Source organism: Paenibacillus chartarius (genome assembly GCF_042432825.1).
Lineage (GTDB): Bacteria > Bacillota > Bacilli > Paenibacillales > NBRC-103111 > Gordoniibacillus > Gordoniibacillus chartarius.
In genome coordinates this window covers 14,929-37,801 of record NZ_JBHLWN010000008.1, presented here as the reverse complement: position 1 = coordinate 37,801, position 22,873 = coordinate 14,929, and the positions used below count along the sequence as shown (strand labels likewise).

24 protein-coding genes and 2 pseudogenes are annotated in these 22,873 nt (G+C 57.2%); 17 read left to right on the top strand and 9 right to left on the bottom strand.

Going from position 1 to position 22,873, the window contains the following annotated elements:
• Positions 1–553 precede the first annotated feature (553 nt).
• Both ACFFK0_RS01000 and ACFFK0_RS00995 read left to right on the top strand, forming a co-directional pair.
• Positions 554–1,088: pseudogene (locus ACFFK0_RS01000) on the top strand (DoxX family protein).
• Positions 1,089–1,173: 85 nt separating this feature from the next.
• Positions 1,174–1,707 (top strand): DoxX family membrane protein, encoded by a 534-nt coding sequence (locus ACFFK0_RS00995; protein ID WP_377467727.1) that lies wholly within the window; start codon positions 1,174–1,176, stop codon positions 1,705–1,707.
• Between the two features lie 330 nt (positions 1,708–2,037).
• On the opposite strand, the gene ACFFK0_RS00990 is transcribed toward ACFFK0_RS00995, so the two are convergent.
• From ACFFK0_RS00990 to ACFFK0_RS00975, 4 genes are all read right to left on the bottom strand, one after another.
• The gene (locus ACFFK0_RS00990; protein ID WP_377467725.1) at positions 2,038–2,538 is read right to left on the bottom strand and encodes an ATP-binding cassette domain-containing protein; all 501 of its coding nucleotides are present in this window, start codon (positions 2,536–2,538) and stop codon (positions 2,038–2,040) included.
• A 274-nt stretch (positions 2,539–2,812) separates the two neighbouring features.
• On the bottom strand, positions 2,813–2,953 hold the full coding sequence (locus tag ACFFK0_RS00985; protein ID WP_377467723.1) for a hypothetical protein: 141 nt from the start codon (positions 2,951–2,953) through the stop codon (positions 2,813–2,815).
• A gap of 510 nt (positions 2,954–3,463) precedes the next feature.
• Positions 3,464–3,982 (bottom strand): SRPBCC domain-containing protein, encoded by a 519-nt coding sequence (locus ACFFK0_RS00980; RefSeq protein WP_377467721.1) that lies wholly within the window; start codon positions 3,980–3,982, stop codon positions 3,464–3,466.
• Positions 3,983–3,984: 2 nt separating this feature from the next.
• Positions 3,985–4,323 (bottom strand): ArsR/SmtB family transcription factor, encoded by a 339-nt coding sequence (locus ACFFK0_RS00975; RefSeq protein ID WP_377467865.1) that lies wholly within the window; start codon positions 4,321–4,323, stop codon positions 3,985–3,987.
• Between the two features lie 247 nt (positions 4,324–4,570).
• Between ACFFK0_RS00975 and ACFFK0_RS00970 the strand changes: the two genes are divergently transcribed.
• The gene (locus ACFFK0_RS00970; protein WP_377467719.1) at positions 4,571–7,105 is read left to right on the top strand and encodes a U32 family peptidase; all 2,535 of its coding nucleotides are present in this window, start codon (positions 4,571–4,573) and stop codon (positions 7,103–7,105) included.
• A gap of 270 nt (positions 7,106–7,375) precedes the next feature.
• On the opposite strand, the gene ACFFK0_RS00965 is transcribed toward ACFFK0_RS00970, so the two are convergent.
• On the bottom strand, positions 7,376–8,119 hold the full coding sequence (locus ACFFK0_RS00965; protein ID WP_377467717.1) for an SDR family oxidoreductase: 744 nt from the start codon (positions 8,117–8,119) through the stop codon (positions 7,376–7,378).
• A 242-nt stretch (positions 8,120–8,361) separates the two neighbouring features.
• Between ACFFK0_RS00965 and ACFFK0_RS00960 the strand changes: the two genes are divergently transcribed.
• The 5 genes from ACFFK0_RS00960 (at position 8,362) to ACFFK0_RS00940 (ending at position 10,939) form a co-directional block, all read left to right on the top strand.
• Positions 8,362–8,742 carry a winged helix-turn-helix transcriptional regulator gene (locus ACFFK0_RS00960; protein WP_377467714.1) on the top strand — a complete coding sequence of 127 codons (381 nt, stop codon included), beginning with the start codon at positions 8,362–8,364 and terminating at the stop codon, positions 8,740–8,742.
• Between the two features lie 144 nt (positions 8,743–8,886).
• Positions 8,887–9,396, top strand: coding sequence for a hypothetical protein (locus ACFFK0_RS00955; RefSeq protein ID WP_377467713.1), 510 nt, complete (start codon positions 8,887–8,889; stop codon positions 9,394–9,396).
• A gap of 85 nt (positions 9,397–9,481) precedes the next feature.
• On the top strand, positions 9,482–10,165 hold the full coding sequence (locus ACFFK0_RS00950) for a ThuA domain-containing protein (protein ID WP_377467711.1): 684 nt from the start codon (positions 9,482–9,484) through the stop codon (positions 10,163–10,165).
• 329 nt (positions 10,166–10,494) lie between these two features.
• A complete protein-coding gene (locus ACFFK0_RS00945; protein ID WP_377467709.1) occupies positions 10,495–10,773 on the top strand; it encodes an aspartyl-phosphate phosphatase Spo0E family protein in 279 nt (92 codons plus the stop codon).
• A complete protein-coding gene (locus ACFFK0_RS00940) occupies positions 10,757–10,939 on the top strand; it encodes a hypothetical protein (protein ID WP_377467706.1) in 183 nt (60 codons plus the stop codon). Before ACFFK0_RS00945 ends, ACFFK0_RS00940 begins: the two co-directional genes overlap by 17 nt.
• Positions 10,940–11,040: 101 nt before the next feature.
• Here the strand turns inward: ACFFK0_RS00940 and ACFFK0_RS00935 are convergent, their stop codons facing one another.
• Positions 11,041–11,790, bottom strand: a complete 750-nt coding sequence (locus tag ACFFK0_RS00935; protein WP_377467704.1) for a YheC/YheD family protein — start codon at positions 11,788–11,790, stop codon at positions 11,041–11,043.
• Positions 11,791–11,977: 187 nt separating this feature from the next.
• Between ACFFK0_RS00935 and ACFFK0_RS00930 the strand changes: the two genes are divergently transcribed.
• Complete coding sequence (locus ACFFK0_RS00930) at positions 11,978–13,300, top strand: threonine synthase (RefSeq protein ID WP_377467702.1); 1,323 nt, start codon at positions 11,978–11,980, stop codon at positions 13,298–13,300.
• A 262-nt stretch (positions 13,301–13,562) separates the two neighbouring features.
• On the opposite strand, the gene ACFFK0_RS00925 is transcribed toward ACFFK0_RS00930, so the two are convergent.
• A complete protein-coding gene (locus ACFFK0_RS00925; protein ID WP_377467701.1) occupies positions 13,563–14,486 on the bottom strand; it encodes an EcsC family protein in 924 nt (307 codons plus the stop codon).
• Between the two features lie 95 nt (positions 14,487–14,581).
• A pseudogene (locus tag ACFFK0_RS00920) lies at positions 14,582–14,716 on the bottom strand (ATP-binding protein); the annotation flags it as partial.
• Between the two features lie 65 nt (positions 14,717–14,781).
• Here ACFFK0_RS00920 and ACFFK0_RS00915 point away from each other — a divergent pair.
• From ACFFK0_RS00915 to ACFFK0_RS00885, 7 genes are all read left to right on the top strand, one after another.
• Entirely contained in the window at positions 14,782–14,937 is a 156-nt protein-coding gene (locus ACFFK0_RS00915; RefSeq protein ID WP_377467699.1) for a hypothetical protein, read from the top strand.
• A gap of 180 nt (positions 14,938–15,117) precedes the next feature.
• Positions 15,118–16,341: an ABC transporter ATP-binding protein gene (locus ACFFK0_RS00910; protein ID WP_377467697.1), complete on the top strand. Its 1,224-nt coding sequence runs from the start codon at positions 15,118–15,120 to the stop codon at positions 16,339–16,341.
• A complete protein-coding gene (locus ACFFK0_RS00905) occupies positions 16,334–17,050 on the top strand; it encodes an ABC transporter permease (protein ID WP_377467695.1) in 717 nt (238 codons plus the stop codon). The genes ACFFK0_RS00910 and ACFFK0_RS00905 overlap by 8 nt, the downstream gene beginning before the upstream one ends.
• Before the next feature lie 4 nt (positions 17,051–17,054).
• Complete coding sequence (locus tag ACFFK0_RS00900) at positions 17,055–18,455, top strand: GldG family protein (RefSeq protein ID WP_377467693.1); 1,401 nt, start codon at positions 17,055–17,057, stop codon at positions 18,453–18,455.
• Positions 18,452–19,378, top strand: coding sequence for a DUF4340 domain-containing protein (locus ACFFK0_RS00895; protein WP_377467691.1), 927 nt, complete (start codon positions 18,452–18,454; stop codon positions 19,376–19,378). Before ACFFK0_RS00900 ends, ACFFK0_RS00895 begins: the two co-directional genes overlap by 4 nt.
• A 439-nt stretch (positions 19,379–19,817) precedes the next feature.
• The gene (locus tag ACFFK0_RS00890; RefSeq protein WP_377467688.1) at positions 19,818–20,039 is read left to right on the top strand and encodes a hypothetical protein; all 222 of its coding nucleotides are present in this window, start codon (positions 19,818–19,820) and stop codon (positions 20,037–20,039) included.
• 18 nt (positions 20,040–20,057) lie between these two features.
• Complete coding sequence (locus ACFFK0_RS00885; protein ID WP_377467686.1) at positions 20,058–21,347, top strand: spore coat protein; 1,290 nt, start codon at positions 20,058–20,060, stop codon at positions 21,345–21,347.
• A 148-nt stretch (positions 21,348–21,495) separates the two neighbouring features.
• Here ACFFK0_RS00885 and ACFFK0_RS00880 read toward each other — a convergent pair whose 3' ends face one another.
• Entirely contained in the window at positions 21,496–21,945 is a 450-nt protein-coding gene (locus ACFFK0_RS00880) for a winged helix-turn-helix transcriptional regulator (protein WP_377467684.1), read from the bottom strand.
• A gap of 165 nt (positions 21,946–22,110) precedes the next feature.
• Here ACFFK0_RS00880 and ACFFK0_RS00875 point away from each other — a divergent pair, with 165 nt between their 5' ends.
• Complete coding sequence (locus ACFFK0_RS00875) at positions 22,111–22,611, top strand: VOC family protein (protein ID WP_377467682.1); 501 nt, start codon at positions 22,111–22,113, stop codon at positions 22,609–22,611.
• The last annotated feature ends 262 nt before the right edge of the window (positions 22,612–22,873 follow it).

Here is a 22,873-nt window from a genome sequence, read left to right as displayed (position 1 = left end):
TTTCGAGAGGACCGAAGCTTCAGCTCGGCGTCGCTGCTCGGAATAGTCCGTTGGGTTGAAGGAGCGTAAAGTCGTTGTTTCGGCAGGAATACCGACGGTAACAATCGCTTCGGAGGGTCTGGCTCCCCAGGGAATAGTTCAGATTCCATTCCACAGATTTTGTTCGAAATTTCGTTCAATCCCATATTGATTCGTATGTAAATCGGACGACTTGAACGGAATTTCGTACAAACACATCTCAATCCGTAGAAAATAGGACGGCTTTCTATGATATTTCGTTCAAACGGATAACAATCGGTGGATAGCTCGTGGGGGTTATGCGAAATATTGATCAATATAGAGGGGATGCCAACGCATGAGTAAAAATAGGCAGCGTGTAACATGAATCGATCACGGCGCAGAAATCGATCTTGTCGTGGATCCGGAATTTTTCTATTTTACCTGTTAGTTCGCATGAAGAGAAAAAACATTTTCGCATGTGATTATTTTCACAACCCCATCCATCCATCCGCGCTATACTAAAGCCATCAAGAGAACAAGGAGATGGATCATAATGATGGATTTCCTAAGAACGAACAAGTACGCGACTATGATGCTGACGCTGCTGAGACTATACGTAGGTTACGAATGGCTGACATCGGGCTGGCACAAAATTACCGGACCGAAGGCGTTCGACGCGGCGGGCTTCCTGAACAACGCAATCGCTAAGCCGGTGCTGGAGACGGGGACAACGGACGCGCTGTATCCGACTTATGTAGGCGTTCCTGAAGAACTTTGCGCTACCTAATGTGGATATCTTTAATGTAGTGGTGCCATGGGGCGAGCTGCTGGTTGGCCTGGAACTTATCCTCGGCTGCTTGACGACAACGGCGATGTTCTTCGGGATGATGATGAACCTGATGTTCATGCTGGCTGGTACCGTAAGCACGAACCCGTGGTTGTTCTTCCTCGGTACGTTCATCATCGTGGCGGGTGCGAACGCCGGGAGGTTCGGTGTCGACTACGCGGCGCTGCCGTACCAGCACAAGGTGTTCGACAAGATACGCGATCGCTTCTTCCACAGACCGAAATGGCGGCTAACTCATTAAATGACTAGTTCCTGTGAGAAATCTCACCCCGGCCTCAACGAAACACCGATACAATGGAGACATAAACAACAAGGAGATGGTTCAAATGATGAACTTCCTAAGAACAAACAAGTACGCTGCAATGCTGCTGACGCTGTTGAGACTATATGTGGGTTACGAGTGGCTGACGGCGGGCTGGCACAAACTCACCGGGCCGAAGGCGTTCGATGCGGCGGGCTTCCTGAAGAACGCCATCGCTAAGCCGGTGCTGGAGACGGGGACGACGGACGCGCTGTATCCGACTTATGTAGCGTTCCTGAAGAACTTTGCGCTGCCGAATGTGGATATCTTTAACGTAGTGGTGCCATGGGGCGAGCTGCTGATCGGTCTGGGACTCATCCTCGGCTGCTTGACGACGGCGGCGATGTTCTTCGGGATGATGATGAACCTCATGTTCATGCTGGCCGGTACCGTAAGCACGAACCCTTGGTTGTTCTTCCTCGGTACGTTCATCATCGTGGCGGGTGCGAACGCCGGTAAGTTCGGCGTCGACTACGCGGCGCTGCCGTACCTGCACAAAGTGTTCGACAAGGTCCGCGACCGCTTCTTCCACAGACCGAAAGGCCGGCTGACCCATTAAGATCACCGTAACAAACAGAAAAGCTCCAGCCAGCCGGGATTGCCGGCGGCCGGAGCTTTTTCCTATGACTGACTCGGCTCAAAGAAAATATGCTCTAGCGTGATCTGTTCCCGCTGCACTCCATATATTGCTACTTGCAGGGCAGCCAGCTTAAAGATGAGCTGGGGAATATCTTGCTCATTCTTTACCGTACATGTCATCAATGATTGATCGATCGCGATGTCGGAGCACAAGGATGCTAGCTCCTTGCGGATCGTGAGCTCCAGCTCCCGGGAAACCGATTGAATACGCAGCTGAACGGATATGGATTGCTTGTATGGGCCTCTTAGCTCATCGATAGTACCGAGCTTGCTGATTTTGCCATTTTCCATTATGGAGATTCGGGTACATAGCCGTTCCGCTTCGTGAAGGTTGTGGGAGGTGAGAAAGATCGTCTTCCCTTGCCGATTCAAGCTTTGAATGAGGCGAATGAATATCGGCGGCGGATTCCGGATCAAGACCGGAAGTCGGCTCCCGGCACTTCTTCAGTTGTGCAAAGAACATCATATGCCCAATGGCCGACAAATCGTAATAATAGTTTGCTGCGTCGGGCATGACGCCGATTCGCCGCTGAATCTCTCGAAGTCGCGTATGGGGATATACCAGGATATGGTAATTTCCTGCCGTCGGACGGACGATACCTGTTAGCATGTGGATGGTCGTTGATTTGCCGGCGCCGTTCTTGCCGAGGAAGCCGAATATTTCCCCTTGCTTCACATCGAAAGAGACGCCTTTCACTGCAGCAAAGGAACCGAACTGTTTGGTTAACCCGTGTACTTCAATAGCCGTCATTACAAATCCTTCCTCCTAAACAAGTAGATTGACGTTAGAAGGAACACCAGCGAGAAGAGAAGGGGAACGGCAGTCAGTCCATTAGGCTGCAGGATGTAATAGTAGGGAAATAGATATGCCAGCACTTTTAGCCATGCCTGTGTGGAGAAAGCACTCCATATTCCGATAACAGGAATGAGAATTCCCCCGAATACACTAATAAACATGGAATAACCAGGCTTGCGGACAACTGTCGTTAGCAGCATATTGAATCCGACGATATATCCGGTAAAAACTAGAACTTGAACAGCAGATCGGGGTTACTTTTTACAAAGCTGGACATGGAGAAGGCTACGATCACGAAGAGCAAGATGACCGCAATCGAACGAAAGCTTCGAAACATGTTGAGGAATTCTTTCCTTGCGATGGCATACAAGACTCCACTACCTCCTGTTGTCATGATTTTTGTTCGGCTTAACAATAAACGATAAGACAAAGCCGATTATCGTAACGGCCATAAAGATGTGATTGTAGGGCGGGGAATTGTGCATGATCAATTAGCCAACGATCCCGTGCCGAAGCCGAAGGCAAAGAGAAATCCGCATAGATCCGCGACGGCTTGGGCGGTTTGAGGCGGGACGGCAAATCGATGAACCAGGGAATGCACTTCCAGTACTTCATTCATCCGGATTTCATTGAATATATACAAGCTGATCAACATAGACAAGGTTAGCAGTGGATACGTCGATGTACTTTGCAGGATAGCGGAACTGACAGCAGTGTGTGTACGCTAGAACATACATATTCTTTCATAAATTACCAAAAATATCAATACCAGGTTATGATAGAAAGAAAGCAGCAGCCGAAGGCCGCTCCTTCGACTGCTGCGTATACACTGTCTTGCAAGTTAGTTTCCCCATCACCGCAAAATAATGGTCTTCGTTGGTTACTTCCGAAGCTCCGCCAGACGCTCCTCCAACCGATCCCAAGTCTCGGTAATCCCCTGCAGCATGCCCATATCCATAACCATCTTCAAGTTATCGGCCGTTGCATACTCCGCGCGGTTGATCAGCCTCGTCTTGCCGTCTTCCTCTTCCTCAAACAGCAGCGTGCAAGCCGTAGCAGGCATCTCCGTATTCAGATTGCCTTCCGCATCCGAGAAGTAGTCGTCGTACACAATGCGCTCCGGCGATTCGATGTCGTGGTACAGGCCCTTGCCCCACGATTCCATGCCGTAGAAATCGCCCTGATTCCTATCCATACACTTAAAGCAGTAATGCCACGCTCCGCCCGGGCGAAAATCCACCACGCAATGCGTGACCTCCCAGCCGCGCGGCCCCCACCAGTGCCTCAGATGCTCCGCCTCCGAGAACATGCGGTACACCAGCTCCCGCGGCGCATCGAATACACGCTCCAGCACCAGTACCTTCTCGTCTTCCACTCTCGATAACATTTGGCTCGTCATTCTCATTCATCCTCCTTAGTAGGTTGGTTGGTCCGCTGCCAGTCTTGAAGATAAGCAGCCATGCGCCGCATACGGTCGTCCCAGATGCCGCGGTAAGACTTCAGCCATGCATTCATGTCCTCGAACGGCTCGGGCCTCAGCTTGTAGATGCGCCGGTTGGCCTCGGGCTTCAGCTCGACGATGCCTGCCTCCAGCAAAATGCGGAGATGCTTGGATGCTTGAGGCTGACGAAGCTGCAGCCGGCCGGCGATCTCTCCCACGGTCAACGGGCCGCCGCGCAGCAGCTCGACGATCCGCAGGCGGTTCGATTCGGCAAGCGCACTCCATATCGTCGTATCCATAGGCATCCATTCCTTCGTAAGCGATTCGCGATCGTGCCGCTCTTTGCATTTTGAATATACCATAATAGGAATATTCCCGTCAAGGAATTTAATTGCGCAAATTTAGAATGTCCTCAGCCTAATTGGTGAAAATAGTACCGTCAGCCTCTCCCGCCAGTTGCAACAAGCCCGGACGGGCGGTACACTTAGAAGGAGTCCGCTGGTTCAGCGGCGATTTTTGTTTTTCATATAGAAGGGAACTTAAGCGATGAGCAAATTGCGCAGAGAAGATATAGAGCTGCTGGCGCCGGCGGGCGATTGGGACTGCCTGCGGGCGGCGGTGGCGAACGGGGCGAATGCGGTATTTTTCGGGGTGGAGAAGTTCAACGCCCGGGCGCGCGCCCACAATTTCAAGATGGACGAGCTGGCGGACATTATGTCGTTCCTTCATATGTATGGGGTTAAAGGGTTCCTGACCTTTAACATTCTCGTGTTCGAGGAGGAGCTGGACGATGCGCGGCAGCTGATCGAGGCTTGCATCGACGCCGGGGTGGATGCGGTCATCGTGCAGGATCTCGGACTTGTGAAAATGATTCGCGAAATCTCTCCCGATTTCCCGATCCACGGCTCGACGCAGATGACAATTACGTCGCCGGAGGCAGTTGAGTTCACGAAGCCGTTCGATATCGAGCGGGTCGTGCTGGGTCGCGAAAACAACCTGAAGCAGATCAAGCAGATCGGGGATCAGGCGAAGCTGCCGATGGAAGTGTTCGTGCACGGCGCGCTGTGCGTGTCGTATTCAGGCCAGTGTCTGACGAGCGAAATGTGGGGCGGCCGGTCGGCGAACCGCGGCGAGTGCGCGCAGGCGTGCCGCCTGCCGTACGATCTGATGGTCGACGGGGTGCAGAAGCCGATGGGCGACGTGGCGTATTTGCTGTCGCCGAAGGATCTAGCGGCTGTGGAGCTGGTGCCGGAGCTGATCGAGGCGGGCGTTACGTCGTTCAAAATCGAGGGCCGTTTGAAAAGCCCGGAGTATGTGGCCAACGTCGTCAGCAAGTACCGGGCGGCGATTGACCGGTATTTTGCGGGTTCGAGCGAGGGGCCGAGCGAGGCGGAGATGCGCGAGCTGCAGCAGAGCTTCTCGCGCGGGTTCACGCACGGCTTCTTGAAGGGGACCAATAATAAGAAGCTGGTTGAAGGAACGTTCCCGAAGAGCCGGGGCGTGTTTCTCGGCCGCGTGAAGCAGGTGCTGAAGGATGCGGCCGTCGTGGAGCTGGAAGCGCCGGTGAAGCGCGGCGACGGCATCGTGTTCGACGCGGGCGACCCGACGAAGAAGGAAGAGGGCGGCCGCGTGTACGATTTGCGCCGCCGCGGGCAGAAGCTCGAGGGTGAAGCGGAGGGCGGCATCATCGAGCTCGTTCCGGGACGGAACGACGTCGATCTCAGCCGCGTCCGCGTTGGGGATCGGGTGTGGAAGACGAACGATCCGCACCTCGACAAGCGTCTCCGTCAGACGTTTGAGACGGACAAGCCGTACCGCACGTTCCCGGTGCGGGTGAAGGTGTTCGGTGCGGAAGGCGGGCCGCTGCGCACCGTGTGGACCGACGTCGCCGGCGGACATACGGTGACGGTGGAGTCCGAGCTGCACCTCGTTCGGGCGGAGAAGCGGCCGATGGACGCGGCGCTGTTCGAGGAGCAGCTCGGCCGCCTCGGCGGCACGATCTTCGAGCTGGACAGCGTCGAGGTGCACCTGCAGGGCGAGCTGATCGTGCCGATGCGCGAGCTGAACGCGCTGCGCCGCCGCGCAGTGGAGCTGCTCGAGCAAGAGCGGCAAAAGCCGCCGGTGTACGTGAAGCGGGACGTCGACATCTACGCCGACGTTCCGGCGGAGGCCGGCGACAATGCGGCGTTCGTGCCGGTCAGCGAGCGCCGTCAGCAGGCGCGGCTGACCGCGCTGTGCCGGTCGCTGGAGCAAGTGCTGGCCGTGCTGAAGCATGCGCCTGATGTCGACCTGATCTACGCGGATTTCGAGTTTATTAAGCAGTTCCCGGCGGCCGTCGAAGCCGTACATGCGGCGGGGAAGAAGATCGCATTGGTGACGCCGCGCATTCATATGCCGGGGGAGACGGGATATTTCCGCAACATCCTGAAGCTGGGGCCGGACGCGGTGCTGGTTCGCAATACGGGGGCGCTGTACTTCTTCATGAAGCATTTCAGCGAGAACCCGGGAGAACCGCGCCCGCAGCTGATCGGCGACTTCTCGCTGAACATCGCCAACCATAAGACGGCGGCGCTGTTCCTGGACGCCGGCTGCTCGCTCGTGACGCCGTCGTACGACCTCAACATCCAGCAGATGGTCGATTTGCTGCGCCGCACCGACACGTCGAAGCTTGAGATCGTCCTGCACCAGCACTTGCCGATGTTCCATACGGAGCACTGCGTGTACTGCACGTTCCTGAGCGAAGGCACGGACTACACGAACTGCGGCCGCCCGTGCGAGGAGAAGCGGGTGTCGCTGCAGGACCGGATCGGCATGTCGCACCCGGTGCGCGTCGACGAAGGCTGCCGCAACACGGTGTACAACGCGATCGAGCAGTCGGGGGCGGAGTACCTGCAGCATTTTCTCGAGCTGGGCGTGACGTCGTATCGGATCGAGTTCCTCGAGGAAACCGAAGAAAAGGTTGCTGAGGTGCTCGGATTGTACTCGAAGGCGCTGCGCGGCGAGGTCAGCGGGTCACAGGTATGGAAGTCGCTGAAAGCGACGAACCAGCTCGGCGTGACGCGCGGACAGCTGGTGAAATAAAAATGAACGGTCTGCCGGGAGGCAGGCCGTTTTGCTTTGCCGGAACGGACTTTATTTGAAAGGCGCATTTGATCGGAGGATTCATGCGAAAGTGCAGGTATTGAGTTCATTAACCGGCTATCGGCGGCAAATGCCTGCAAAAGTGCAGCGATATACAGAAAAATGGCATGCGATTTCAGATGTCAAATCGCATGCCATTTGCTTGGCCGTTTTGAAGTTCCTGCTCCAGAATGGAGCCCATTAGCTCGATCCAGGACCCCTCCCCGTCTATTAAACGTATCCGCCGTTGACTCGAACCGTCTGGCCTGTAATCCAGCGGGCTTCCTCGCTAGCCAAGAACAGCACGGTGCCGGTGATGTCGTTCGTCTCGCCTAACCGCCCGAATGCGTTCATGTTCACGATCGCTTGAATTTGAGCCTCCGACTTCCCTTCCGTAAACAATTCCGTATTGACGGGGCCGGGAGCGACGGCGTTAATCGTAATGCCCTTCGGCCCGAACTCTTTGGACAGCTGGCGGGTGAACTGCTCGACCGCGCCCTTGGATCCGGCATATAGGCTGTAATTCGGGAAGATCGAGCCGGCTACGGAAGTGGAGAAGTTGATGATGCGTCCCCCCGGCTGCATATGCCGCGCAGCTTGCTGGCAGGCAAAGAACGTCCCTTTCACATTAATCGTAAACAATCGGTCAAAATCTTCCTCCGTAAACGCTTCGATCGACTTGGTCATCATGATCCCGGCGTTGTTCACCAGCACGTCGAGACGGCCGTACGTGTCCAGCGTGTCCCGGAAGAGCCGCTCCACTTCGGCAGGGCTGCCGATGTCGGCTTTGATGGCGACGGCCTCTCCGCCGCTGGCTTGGATGGCGGCGGCAGCCTCCTTCGCCATATCGGCGCTGCTGGAATAATTGATGACGACCTTCGCTCCCTGTTCCGCAAAGCTTTCTGCAATCGCGCGTCCGATCCCGCGGGAGGCGCCCGTAACGAGCACTGCTTTGTCTTTAAACTTGGTTTCCATTCGCCGCTTCCTCCTTGTCATTCCCGATTCGGAATTCGTTTTCCGATCTCATGCTCTAACGATAACCGCTGCGGATGTCATCGAACAAGAAGGCACTTTATTTTCGGATAGTTACTTTTTTGTTAGCTGGCAAGGCTGTATGAAAGTGCGTGTGTGTTATAAAATGGAATTGTTTCGGCAGCGAGGGATCGCGGCCGATTGTGCCGGGTGGAGCCGGCAAAATGGCGGAGGAGGAACGACCGATGTTCTTGGAATCGCTGCAAGCCGACCCGGCGTATGACGCGGAGGATATTGACTGTTATATCCACGTAACTACGACGATTCAAGCGATCGGCGGAAGGTGGAAAATGCTGATCCTATGGCATCTGCATGAAGGAGGACGGCGCTATAACGAACTTCGCAGGCTCATTCCCGGCATCTCGCAAAAGATGCTGGCGCAGCAGCTCAAAGAGCTGGAAGCGGACGGCCTGATTGAGCGCCGGGTATTTCCGGAGAAGCCGCCGCGCGTGGAATACGAGATGACCGAATACGGGAAGACGCTGGAGCCGATTTTTGACATCATGTACGAATGGGGCGTCCGGCATCGCACGCGGCAATCGGACCGTCCTGCTGCCGTCGAATAGACGTGCTCCCTATGGCGGTCTGCGCATTTTCCGACTAGCGCCGGGGTGCTTGTCGGTCTTGAGAATGATGACGAAGCGGCTGCGGTGCGGTAAGATGACCTCAGCAGAGTAAAAATATGGAGCGAAGGCGGTAATGGGATTACGATGAATAGAAACGCGTTATTGGGATTAGGGCTGATAGCCCTTGGGATTATTTTGTTTACGGTTCGAGGCGAGACGTACAGCGTCGGCACCTTGTTCGGCCTGTTCTGGCCCAGTATGTTCGTCCTGCCGCTTGGGGTGTTTTTCCACTGGCTGTATTTCGGCATGACGGGCCGGCGCGGAGCGGGGCTGCTTGTACCGGGCGGGATTTTGCTCGTATCGGGGGTCGTATGCCAGATTGCGATGCTCTTCGATCTGTGGAGCGTGATGTGGCCGGGCTTCCTGTTTGCCGTGTCGGTCGGCCTATTCGAGCTCTACTGGTTTGGCGGGCGCAACCGCTGGCTGTTGATCCCGATTAATATTTTGCTCGTCTTATCGCTGCTGTTCTTCGCCTTATTCTCGCTGGGGGCGCTTTGGAACGGGCTGTCCGCCGGCCAGCCGATTATCGCTGTCGTGCTGATCGCTGCGGGCGTGCTGCTCTTCTTCCGCACCGGAAGCAGCAGGAACGCTTAAGGAATGGCTTACGCTAATGTCCGCCTATGCTTGAAGCATTGGGCGGACGTTGCTATTTCATAAAGGAGAAGCGGGAGGGATATGGATGAAGCGGATTGTAGCGGTTGTAGGCGACTATTATCACGACGCGGCGTTGATTAAGGAATCGCTCGAGGCGGCTCAGCGGGAGCAGGACGTGCGGTGGCAGGTCGAATATGCGACGGTAGAGCAGCTGACGGGAAAACTAAGCGAAAATCCGGAAGCCGTTCTTCTCTTCAAGGAAGACCGTATTCAGCCGCAGGATGCGCCGGACCGGCTCTGGATGTCGGCGGACCTCGCGGCGCGCATTGTGAGCTATGTGGAGAGCGGAGGCGGCTGGCTTGCCTGGCATTCCGGACTTGCTTCCTATGCGGTTGAGGGGGCATACGTCCAAATGCTGCGGGGCTACTTCAAGTATCATCCCAGCGAGCATCAGACAGTTACCTACGTGGGCGGATATCCGGGGGACACTGCCGCCGGCGGTGCGGAGTGCAGGGAGCGTGCGGAGGACGGGAATAGGCGCGTGCAGTTCGCTATCGTTGACGAGCATTATTTTGTGCATTGCGATACGGAGCGGACGAACGTATTCCTTCGCTCCCGCTCGGTTGACGGCGAGTCGATTGCCGGCTGGTCGCACAGCTTCGGCAAAGGCCGCGTCTGCTGCCTGACCCCGGCTCACCTGCGGGACGGACTTCTCCATCCGGAGCAGCTCGGGCTGCTGCGGCAGTGCATTAGCTGGCTGGCCGGCTAGAACATTCCCGGGATGCACATCCTTGCTGCGGCTTACTGATCTTAAGACCGGAATTGATTCCGGGCTGTGAATGTCCAGGAAAATATCGATGAGGATGAGGGCTCTTCTAACGGGATACTGTTGGGAGGGCTTTTGATTTATGCTGCGGCGGCGGAAAAAATATTTTACACTATCAAGAAAATTCGACAAACTTTCTGCTTTCATAGAGTTATAGTGTAGACAAGCAGAAGTTACACATATTGTTAAGTATCTCGGTGATCCTATCCAATATCCACAGTTTCTGGCGGCTCCAATCAACCACTACGCTTCAGCTTTGAGGAGGCATGGGGATGGTTCTATTAGTCGAGATCATCATTGAAGAAATCGGGAGTCTTCGCAAGAATATGCATGACCGGTCGGATCAGCTGAACAGCCTATGCGACCCCGCTGTCGTGAAAGCGAGCACGAAGCTCGACGAGAAGCTGAATCGGTTTCAACGGCTCGTTCAGCTGTCTTCGGCGAAAGGTGTTGACCAATTGTATTTGCTGGCGAAGCTGTCGCCGGAGGGGCGTCGAGCCCAACATGGCGGGGCGAGGCGAAAGGAGGAGGACAATGATTCGGTTGGATGACGGAGAGACGGAACAGACGGTGAATGCGGCGGCAATGGAGTTTATTCTGGAGCTGAATAGGCAGGATGACGAGCTGCTGCGGCGATTTGTCCTCACTTACGAAGGCAGGGAGCTTAGTCTCGACGAGGCAAGGAGCTTCATTGCGTTCGTCCGGGAGCAGCGGTAAGACAAAGCCGCTTGAGGAAGCGGAAATCTCCATGCACCCCCGGCGAATCGAACAAGCCGGCGGCAAGCGGGAACGGATGCGAAGCAATCCAGCCACTCCGGTTACGGAGTGGCTTTACTCGTTTGAAAGGCCATGATGGTGCGGTACATGCGGCGGTCCTTCAACTGGCGGAACAGGCCGAGCATAGGGGTAAAATTCGCCTCAATCAGCCACACGCCTCCGTCCGTGCCGATCCCCATATCGAGTCCCATCGTACGAATGCCGGGGTAAGCAAGCTGCAGCTTGCGGGCGATCCGAAGCGCGTAATCATCGAGCTCCTTCTCGAGGTGTTCGAACGATACGGTATCGTTGACGGAAGAACGGCCGAAGGCCGACTTGACCGTGGCGACCGTGCCGCGGCTGCGCCTCGCATTGGTCACTTGATAGCCGCTGCCGGCGATTTTGGCCAGCTTGCCGGTGACGGTCCAGCTCCCGCCGCCGTGCCGGCGCTGCACCATCACGCGGATGTCGAAAGGCCGCTTATCGACGGTGGCGAGCGGAATGTACTGCTGAACAATATACCAGGGCGAGAGCTTGACCTTGTTGATATAGGCGTACGTCGCCTGCAGCGTACTCAGCTTCTTCGTTTTGTTATCGGTCTGCACCTCATAGCTGCCGTCATCGAGACGCGAGACGAATAAAATCCCTTGTCCGCCCCATTTGTGCGTCGGCTTGATGACGACCTTCGGGTACTTGCCCAGCATGCGGCGCAGCGAAGCCTCCTTCATCCACTCCGTTTCCGGCAGTACCGGACGAAGCTCGGCATGGCGCCGCAGCGCTTTATATTTGCTCCATTTGCTTGTATTCGGCATCGTGCGTCTCCTTTACGCAGGGGTTTTCCCCTACAAGATACGTTCATCACGGCAAAATGGTCCGTACACCTGCCCATCGGAGCCTGCGGTGTAGGTAGCTGCCGTCGCCGTTCTCTCCGGTTCTTATACAATGAAGAGATGCCTTGTTGCCGAAATGGCATAATCTCTGAAGGAACGGAGGCTCGTTATGGAGGCTTATGTGCTGCGTTGCTCCCGCTGCGGGTGCTCCCGGCCGTTTGAGACAATCGGCAGGTGCGATTGTGGAGGCACACTGCTTGTGGAGTACGATATCGAGCGGATCGGTGCCGGATTGCGGCGGGAGGATCTGCTGTCAAGAGCTTGGACGATGTGGCGGTATCGCGAGCTTCTGCCGGTTCGGGATCCGTTCAAGATCGTCACGCTCGGGGAGGGCGGAACGCCGCTCCTGAGGCTGAAGAGCCTGGAGCGGGAGCTGGGCCTGGGCGGACTGTACAGCAAGCGGGAGGAGCTGAATCCGACAGGCAGCTTTAAAGCGCGCGGCTTCTCGGCGGCGGTGACGCTGCTGCATGAGCGCGGCGTGCGGAGGGTTGCGGTCAATTCCAACGGGAACGCGGCCACCGCGCTTGCCGCTTATGCGGCAAGATGCGGGATGGAAGCGCATGTATTCGTGCCGCGCGATTGTCCCGGACTCATCCTCGAAGAGTGCCTGCTGTACGGAGCGCATACGTATCTGGTGGATGGCTTGATCCAGGATGCAGGTGCAATCATTAGCGAGGGCGTGCAGGAGCAAGGCTGGTTTCATGTCGGCACCTTGAAGGAGCCGGGTCGCGCGGAAGGGAAGAAGACGATGGGCCTGGAGGCGGCCGAACAGCTGGGCTGGGTGCTGCCGGACGTGATCGTGTACCCGACCGGCGGAGGCTCCGGTGTTATCGGGCTGTGGCGGGCGTTCGAGCAGCTCAAAGCGCTGGGCTGGGTGCAGGGCGAACTGCCGCGGTTCGTCTCCGTGCAGGAGATCGGCTGTGAGCCGGTTGTTCACGGCATGTCAAGCGAAGCGGGGGCCGGAATGCCGGAAGCGGAGGCGGAGATGCCGAAGAGAGACCGGTGCGCCGCTGACTCGCCACCGGATGTCGGCAGGGCTGCGGCGCTTCGGCCGGGTGAGGCTGCTCCCGGCAAGCCTGCCGTGACGTCGCAGCCGACCGGACTGCGCGTGCCGAAGCCGCCGGACTTGCAGCTGCTGCTAGATATATTGCGTACTACGGGCGGTACGGCCGTGGCGGTGTCCGCCGCCGACATTCGGGAAGCCGCCGGGCGGCTGGCGCGGCACGGCCTGTCCGCTTCGCCGGAGGGCGCCGCAGCGTGGGCGGGTCTCGTGCAGCTGCACGAGCAAGGCTGGCTGAGACCGGGCGAGACCGTCGTCATATTCAACACATCGCATGCGGCGAAATATTGGCCATGGAAGGTTACGAAGCCGGTGCCGGGCGTGCGGACGTATGAGGATTTTGTCCGGCTGCGGGGGCGGCCCGGGGGCTGACCAATAAACGCCGCTAGCCCGTAAAAATTGGGCTAGCGGCGTTTGAGCGAAGCGGCCTTGCAGAGTCATTAACGGTTTCGTGAGGGTGACCCTGACAGACCGTTATTTCCCGAGAAGTCTTGTTTCAGACCTAATTAGGTCCTTGGAGACCGCTATGGTTGGTCGGATAGCTGGTCAGCGGGAGCACTTGACCCCGCAGGAGCCCGAAGCCGTACATTGTATCGGAGAAGCTGTTTTACACTGCCCGAGATCCCCGTCCTCGTCAATGCAGCTGCAGCCGCTCCATAATCCGCCGCTTCCGGTACAGCATCTTCCCGGCTTCGGCTACTTGCGCCAAGGACTCGCGGTTGGAGAAGGCGCCGAAGACCGCGCCGGCGATCGGGACAAGCTGGAACAGCTTCTTCCACCCGTAGCTGTCGCGGTAAGCGGCCGCAACTTCCCGCCACCCTTGCAGCTGGCTCATCACCTGCACGTTCTTGTGCGGGTTGTCGTAATCGGCGAGCTCCTCGAGGATCGCCTTCTTGCCGACGATGTCGGAGGAAGCGAACTGCAAGCATTTTACGATGAACTTGCGCTCCCGTTCCTCCTTCGGATCGAAGCCGTAGCAGATGGCCGTCTCCTGCAGCACCTTCAAGGACAAGCCCAGCAGCGCCGGAATGTCGACCGCAAGCGTAAACATGCCGCCGAAGCCGGTCGTCGCCCCTTGAACCGTCGCGATATCGGTACGGCTGCTGCCCAAGTCGTCCGCCACCTTGTCCATGACGGCTAGCGGGAGCTCCCGCAAGGCAACCGTCCTTGAAAGAGTCTGTATTTCAGCATTTGCCGGGTCCTCGACATGGCCGCCGTCCTCCGCTTGTGACGTTTCGTCGGATTCCGTATCGTTCGTCCGGTTATTCCGCGTCAGGCTCAGCTCGACATGTTCACCGGTCGCCTCGCCAGCCGCCTTCTCCAGCCTCCGCACAATCGCTCTTTCGGAAACAAGGTAATCCCCGCCGTTTTGCAGGAACTTGCCGATTTCATCGAGCGCTGCGCCGATTTTGTCCTGAACGATTCGAGGCGTGAGCCGGTCCAGAAGCATGAAGGGCAGGCGGCCAAGCTTCTCCCAGAACCATAGGTCTTTCTGTTCCTTTTCCCATTTGGTAATGGTCTGCAGCTCCTGCAGCAGCGCTTCTCTCGATTCCGTCAAGCGTCACCACTCCTTTTTGCAGCACTATACGGGAAAGGCCGCCTGACGGTTTCGGACATTACCTGTATGGGGCCGGCAGCCCTGGCATCCCCGGTCTATTCCCTGCCCCTCACCAGCGGTAAGCTGAGCCGGACCGTCGTCCCTCGGCCCAGCTCGCTCTCCAGCGCAATGTCACCGGCAAAATGATCGGCCAGCTTCTTCACCATGAACAAGCCGATCCCCTGCCCGCTCTTCTCCGAGTTATCTTCCGGTACTTCCTAAACGGAATGCTGCGATCGGGATAAGGCTGCACGGCATGAACGAAGTTGTTGTAAATGGTTTCAAAGTGGAATGTCTCGCCGATCCTGTACAAGTCGTGCAATTCGAGAAAATAAATGAGGTGCAGCTGCTCCGCGAAGCCACGCTCCCGCAGCGCCTCGTCAATTCGTTGAAACCGTTCCTTGCTGTCTAATATTCGTTATACGACAAGGGGCTCCTTTGAGGATTGTCACAATTTAGACACATTTTTTTAATGGAAAATTCAGCTTTGCTTAAGGTTGCGTTATTGTTGGGCGGGTATGCTGAGGATGGTTTTCGGGGCTAAGGCCGAGGTTTCCCATCCATCATCATCTCATGAAACGGAGGAGCCGGTGTGCTCGAAGTGAAGCAAGTCAGCAAGCTGTACGAGAACAAGCGAGGGGTTCATAATATTGAGTTTTCGATGAGCCGCGGCGAGATCGTCGGCTTTCTCGGACCGAACGGGGCCGGGAAAACGACGACGATGCGCATGATTACCGGCTATTTGAACCCGACCAAAGGAAGCATTACCGTCGACGGCCTGTCGATGGCCGACCATCCGCGCAAGGCGCGCCGCAAGATCGGCTATTTGCCGGAGACGCCGCCGCTCTATCCGGAGCTGTCGGTGGAAGCGTATTTGAAGTTCATCGCCAATCTGCGCGATGTGCCGGCCCGCGAGCAGAAGGCGCGCATCGCCGAGACGATCGGGAAGCTCGGCCTGCAGGGGCGGGAGAAGCAGATCATCCGCTCGCTGTCGAAGGGCTATAAGCAGCGTGTCGGCTTGGCGCAGGCGATCTTGCATAAGCCGGATCTGCTTATCTTGGATGAGCCTACGTCGGGCCTCGATCCGAAGCAAATTATCGAGATTCGCGATTTGATCCGGGAGCTCGGCGAAAATCATACGGTGCTGCTCAGCACGCACATCCTGCCAGAGGTGAACGCGATCTGCAACCGCGTGCTGATCATCAATCAGGGACGCGTCGTGCTCGACGAGAAGCCGGAAAATCTCGGCAGCGCCATGGGCCAGCAATTCGAGCTGCGGCTGGAGGTAAAAGGCCCGGCGCACGAGGTGCGGACGGAGCTGAAGCGGATCGACGCCGTTGCGGAGATCAAGCTGGTGAACGAGGAAGCTCCGGCAGGACTGCCGGGCCTCCTGCTGGAGGAGCCGGAGGCTGCGGGCGCCGGGGCAATCGGCGCGGGCGGCGAGGCTGCCGGTGCCGACCGGGCGGATGCCGGCGGCTTCGGCGGAACGGCTGCGGCTGACGCCGACGGCGCGGGCGACGCCGCACAGCACGCAATAGCGGCCGACGCCGCACAGCGTGCAGCCGTCGCGCATGGCGCAGCCGGCACGTCGACAGCAGCAAGCGCATCGACAACCAAGCTGCTTGTCACCGCCAAGGACCGCACTGACATCCGTGAGGACGTGTTCTTTACGCTGGCGCGTGCGGGGTACCCGATTCTCGAGATGAAGCGCGAGTCGCTGAGCCTCGAGGACATTTTCCTCAAGCTGACGACGGAGGAACCGGGCGCGGCCGAACGAGCGGCGGGCGAAGACGAGGAGGTGGAAGACGATGCGTAGAGCGCTGGCCATGTACCGCAAGGAGCTGCAGCTGTTTTTCTATTCGCCGACGTCCTATGTGGCGTTCGCCGTTTATGTGCTCATGTCGAGCATCTTCTTCTGCTTGGCGTTCGTTCTGTCGCAGCCGAGCATCGTCGATATCCGGGGGATCGTCGGCAATACGACGTTCATCTACCTGTTCATCGTGCCGCTGCTGACGATGCGACTCGTTGCGGACGAATTCCGTCACGGCACGGACGAGCTGCTGCTCACGTCGCCGGCGTCGCTGACCGAGATCATCCTCGGCAAATACGCAGCGGCGGTCACCGTATTGTTCATGCTAGTGGTCACTTCGCTCGTGTATCCGCTCATTATGTCGCAGTACGGCACGCTCGATCAGCCGGTGCTCTGGCTGTCCTATCTCAGCATGTTCCTGCTCGGCGCTGCGATGATGGCCGTCGGTTTGTTCGCTTCGTCGCTGTCGTCCAACCAGATGGTGTCGGGGATCGTGGCGTTCGTCCTGCTGCTGGTGCTGTGGCTCGTGGAGTGGGTAGGCGAAGCGTTTGGCGGCAATGTGAAGGACATTTTCGCCCAATTCTCGCTGAATGCCCGCGTCATCAACCTGCAGAAGGGCGTCCTGAATTTTGCCGACGTGCTCTTCTACGTGACGCTCGCGGCGCTGTTCCTGCTGCTGAGCATTCAGACGCTCGAACGGAAGCGGTGGAGGTAAGCATATGAAAATGAACAAGTGGATTCGAGGCACCAACGCCGCTGTCGTATCGATCGCCGCCATCGGGATTTTCATCGTGCTGACGCTGTTCCTGAACTCGCTCAAAGGGTTTCAGGTCGATATGACCAAGAACAAGAACTACTCCTTGTCGGACCAGACGATTACGACGCTGGCCGGTTTGAAGGAGGATGTCAAAATCGTCGCCTTCACGAATCCGCAGACCGCGGATCCGGTCATTACCCGCCAGGTGAACGATCTGGTGCAGGAATATAAGAAGCGCAGCAGCCACATTACGTATGAGGAGTACGACATTCTCCGCAACCCGTCGGCGGCGCAGCAGTATCAGATTAGCGACGGCAGCGGCGTCGTGCTGTTCTTGAGCGGCGACAACCGCAAGGAAGTGAGCTTCTATGAGATTTTCAACGTGCAGCAGGACGGTTCGTATACGTTCAGCGGCGAGGAGAAATTCACGCAGGCGCTTGTGTCGCTGTCAAGCAAGACGAAGCACACCGTCTACTTCCTGTCGGGGCATAACGAGATTCCGCTGTCGCAGATGTATACGTTCCAGACGGCGCTGACGAATCAGAACTACGATGTGAAGGAGCTCAACCTGCTGCGCGAGGGCAAAATCCCGGACGACGCCGAGGTGCTCTTCATCGTCGGCCCGACGACCGACCTGACGGAGAAGGAAGCGGCGCTGATCGGCGACTATGTGAAGGGGAAGGGCAAGCTGTATTTTGCCTTCGGCTTCAATAAGGACATGGCGACCGGCTGGAAAAATATCGACGGCTTGCTGGCGGCGTACGGCATCCAGGACCAGCATGCGATTGCGATCGAGACGAAGCAGACGACGCTGTTCGATCCGCTGACGATCGTACCGGAGTTCGGGAGCCATCCGATTACGGATAAGCTGAGGTCAAAAAACCTGCTGACTCAAATTACGCAAGCGATCCCGATGACGAGCGACTCGGCGAATGCGGCGTACGATGCCAGCGTATTGCTGAAGTCGACGGACAAGGCGTACGGGGAGACGAACATTGCCGACTTGCTTCGCAGCCGGACGGCGAACGATGCGAACGACATCAAGGGGCCGCTCAATCTGGCTTACGCCGTAACCGCGAAGGACGGCGGCAAGCCGAAGGCGATCGTGCTCGGCGGCTTCTCGCTGCTTGATGACCGCGTTATCGGCCAGCAGGGCAACCGCGATTTCGCCCTGAACTCCGTAAGCTGGCTGAACGAGCAGCAGGATCAGCTGACGATTCGACCGCGCCAGGGCGACGCTTATCAGCAAGCGATGCTGATGCCGGGGCAGGCGAATACGATCTTTATTTTCACCGTGATTCTTATGCCTCTGCTCTTCCTGCTCGTGGGCGGCTGGATCTGGTGGAGGAGGAGAAAAGGATGAAGCGCCTGATTCCGACCTTGTTGCTGTTGATCGTTTGTATCGGCGGGTTCTGGTACGCGAAGAGCCAAGACTTCTTCCGCGAGAAGCAGGATGATGCCGTGAAGACGCTCGCCGCTTCGGTGAAGGCGGAAGACGTGCAGACCGTGTCGCTCCTCGGTGCGGACGGCAAGGTGACGGAGCTGCAGCGGAATGCGGACGGGAAGTCATGGACGATGACGAAGCCGGGTGCGCTGCCGGTTGAAGGGGGCCTCGTGGACGGCTGGATATCCAGCTACAGCCTGCTGACGTACGAGGCGAAGGTCGAGGACAATGCCGATCTTGCCAAGTATGGGCTCGATAAGCCGAAGCAGCAGTATAAGATTACGCTGAAGGATGGTACGGCTCGTTCGGTGACGGTCGGCAATCCGGTGGCCGTCCCGGGCTACAGCTACGTCAGTGTGGACGACGGCAAGACCGTATACCAGGTAAGCGACCAGTCGCTGTCCGGGATCGGCAAAGCGCCGGTCGATTTTCAGGTGAAGGGGCCGGTCAAGCTTGATTATGACAAGGTGACGGGTCTGACGGTAACGTGGAAGGGAGCTTCGTGGTCGCTGACGAAGACGGATAAGGACAAAGCTGCGGCGGAAGCGGCCTGGAAGCTCGGCGACAAGGAGCTGAAGGGCGCCGATGCGACAACGGTATTAAGCTCGTTCCTGTTCCTGGAGACGAAGCTGGAAGCGAAGCCTGCCGGAAACGTGGGTACCGCAGCTCCGGACTTTACGGCTGAGCTCACCGAGTCCGGCGACGGCGGCGCGGCGGTGACAACGAAGTATACCGGCCGTGCGGACGGCGACAACGTTTGGCTCGTCAAGGAAGGCGACGCCTGGGCCTACGCGATTCCGGTAACGTCCGTGCAGGAGCTGGCGGATCAAGGCAAGAAGTAGAAGTTACGGTAAATAGGGCTGTCCCGTTAGTTGTCATCGACTGCGGGCGGCCCTTTTTGTATGGCGTGCATTCAAAGAGGACGAGAGGAGTATTGGACCATACAGCTTATGATGCCGATAGTTCCTCCGGTAAACGCGATCATTGGCACTGTTTTGTAGGCGGGTTGGGCATACAAACGGACGGCGCCTACTATCAGCAATAGCACGGCAGCTGCCGGACTTGCGTAAAAGCGGTCAACCTCGGCTTCGATCCGAAGCGCAGGGAGAGGGGAAGCGAATATCCGGTGGCTGACATAGCGGCTGTAATGAAGGAAAGCAGGAAGGGGCTGCCCGGCGGGGCGGCTTCTTTATTTTTGTTTGATGGGGTTGGAAATCCTTGCACATAAACAGGGCGGGGACGGGGCATCCTAACCTTGGAAAATCGAAAGGAGTGCGACCTATGCAGACTAACCAGCAACGCGGCCTGACCGCCAAAGAATTCGAGTACTTGTCCGACTCGATGAAGAATGAAGAGCTGTTGACGAAGCTGTGCGCCCAAGGCGCCGCTGTAAGCCAGAATGCGCAGCTGCGGCAGACGCTGTCGCAGATGGCGCAGGACCGGCTGCAGACGTTTAATCATTTGCTCGGCACGCTGCAGCAGCAGTCGACGCTGACTCACTAATTGATCGGAGGGATCGCGATGTACCCATTGCAGAATACGTTCAACCAGCAGCAGTACGGACAGCAGTCGCAGCAAGACCGCCAGAACCCGTCCGTACAGCAAAGCTACGACAGCTCGTACGGCTTTCAGACGGGTCAAGGTCAAACTTATGGCCGCGGGCAATACGTATCGGCGCCGTCGTACGGTCAGCAAGGACAGAGCTATATGGGTGAGCAGCAGCATGCGTACGGCCAGCAAGAGCAGCATGCGTACGGCCAGCAAGAGCAGCAGGGGACGCTGAACGAGCAGGACTACGCCAACTTCGTTCTCAGCGAAATGAAGCGCGTATCCCGCGAATATACGACAGCCGCGCTGGAGGCGGCAAATCCCCAGTTGCGGCAGACGTTCCAAGCGCTGGCGCAGAAGACGATGGAGGATCAGGCACAGCTGTTCCAGGTGATCCAGCAGCTTCGCGGTTACGGCGATATTCCGCAGGCTCAGCAGCAGGATGTTCAGCGCGAGCTGCAGTCGCAGAGCCAGAAGGCGTCCAAGCTGCAATCGCTGCTTGAGCAAACGCTGGGCGGAGGCAGCTTGTTCCAAGGCTCCAGTATGGGACAGTCCTCCTATACGCAGCCGATGTTCCGCAATGCCGATCCGATGAGCACGGGCATGTACGGCGCCGGGGCGGCATACGGCGGACAAGGCAATCAGGGCGGCTATGCGCAGACGGATCTTGGCGAAATGGGCGGCTACGGCAGCCAGACAAGCATGAGCGGCCAAGCAGGCGGCTACGGCAGCCAGACAAGCATGGGCGGCCAAGCGGGCGGCTACGGCAGCCAGACAGGAATGAGCAGTCAAGCGGGCTTCGAACCCCAGAGCTATTCGCACGGCTATGGTACGCAATCCGGCCAAAGCGGCTACGTGAACCAAACCGGCTCCCAGTCCGGTCAGCAGAGCTACCAGAGCCAGCAAAATTATCAGCAGCAGGGCTACACCGGCCAGCAAGGCTATGGCCAGCAGCAAGGCCGTCAATCCGCGCAAAGCGGACAAGGCTACGGCTCCGCTTACGGCAGAGAGCAGCAAAGCTCCGGTTATATGATGAGTGCGGGCTCGCAAGGGGAACAATCCTACGGGCAATCTGCGGGCGGCGGCTCCTATGGAGCGGGTTCGACCGAAGGTTCGGCACGCAGCATGTCGTACTCCGGCTCCAAATCGGCCAAGGATTCAGCCGATGTGTTCGCTTCTTCTAATGAAGGCTCGGCCGGCGGCAATTCGTACCGCGGTGGAAACCAGCAGCAATCGACACAAGGCGCAAAGTTATTGATGTAATTCGAAGAGGGGGTGCCCGGCAGCGAGCGAAACGGCTGCAGGCACCCCTTATTGTTGTGACCATTTGAGCCCGCCCCAAAACGACGGTCCCCTTCACTCCCAAGATCGGCCGCGACGACGGACGGCGCAAGCCGTACCCGACGCAACCTTATTCCCCGTTCGGGGCGGATGAAGCAGCGGAGAGACCAAGGCGGCTGACAACGCTGTCAGGTCCAAGGAAAAATGAGCTGCCGGACTCGACCGCTTCGCGCCACAGGCGTATGACCAGCTCTTTGTCGAACTGCAGCGATTGGAACCAAACGTCCGGCGCTTTCGGATCGGCCAAATTCATGGATCCCCAGACGGCAATTTCATATACGATGGGGATCGCGCGCAGGCCCTTCTCCGTTAACGAATAATTAAACTTTCGTTTGTCGGCTTCATCGGGCTTCTTGACGATAATTCCCTTCTTCTCGAGGTGGACCAGTCTTTCCGCCAGTACGCTGGGACCGATCCTCTCCTCCGAATCGAGAAATTCGCCGAACGTTTTCTTCCCGAGCGCCAGCATGTCGCGCACAATAAGCAGCGACCAGGTATCGCCGAATATTTCGACAGTCATGTTAATCGGACATCGTGATTTGTTTTCGCTTCTTTTCATGGCTCAAGTATACCGAATTTTAATTTGATTATCAAAGTAATCTGTGCTACAGTGAACTCACTACGATGATCGAAGTAAAATTCGACCGACAGCACGTGTGTAATTATTTTCAAAGGAGATGAACCTATGGCAAGCAAAGTAACGAAAATCGCTCCGTGTCTATGGTTTAATACCGAAGCGGAGGAAGCGGCACAGCTGTATACCTCGATATTTAAGAACTCCTCCATCGATAATGTCATCCGGTACGGCAAGGAACGCCATGAAACTCCGGGCATAGCCGAGGGAGATGTTATGACGGTCACCTTCACGCTGGAGGGTCAGACGTATACGGCGCTGAACGGCGGCCCGCAGTTCCGGTTCAACGAAGCGATTTCCTTTGCAGTGCACTGCGATACTCAGGAAGAGATCGATTATTTTTGGGAAAAGCTTTCCGAAGGCGGCGACGAGAGTGCGCAGGTGTGCGGCTGGCTGAAGGACAAATTCGGCGTATCGTGGCAGGTTGTTCCGACCGCTTTATTCGCCATGCTGAACGACCCCGATTCGGGCAAATCCGAGCGGGTCACGAAAGCGATGCTGAAGATGAGGAAGATGGACATCCGCAGGCTCGAGGAAGCGTATGCAGGGTAAGCGTTAAGCCGCAGCAGAGGCTGAAACCCGAGACCCGGACAACGTATCCGGAAAGGTCATGGTATGAGGCTAGGTTTCCATGAGCCTAGCAGCGTTTTGTTCGCAGAAATGAGTAATGGCCGTTTTTTCGTGAAGATGCAAAACTGCGTGTAGATCCGTTAGTCCGGCGCGAGGTTCACAGGATCGAAGGACTCTGCATGTGGAAAATGGGGAAGCGTACGAAATTACGTTCAAAATGCAGGAAAACGGGTAAGAATGCATC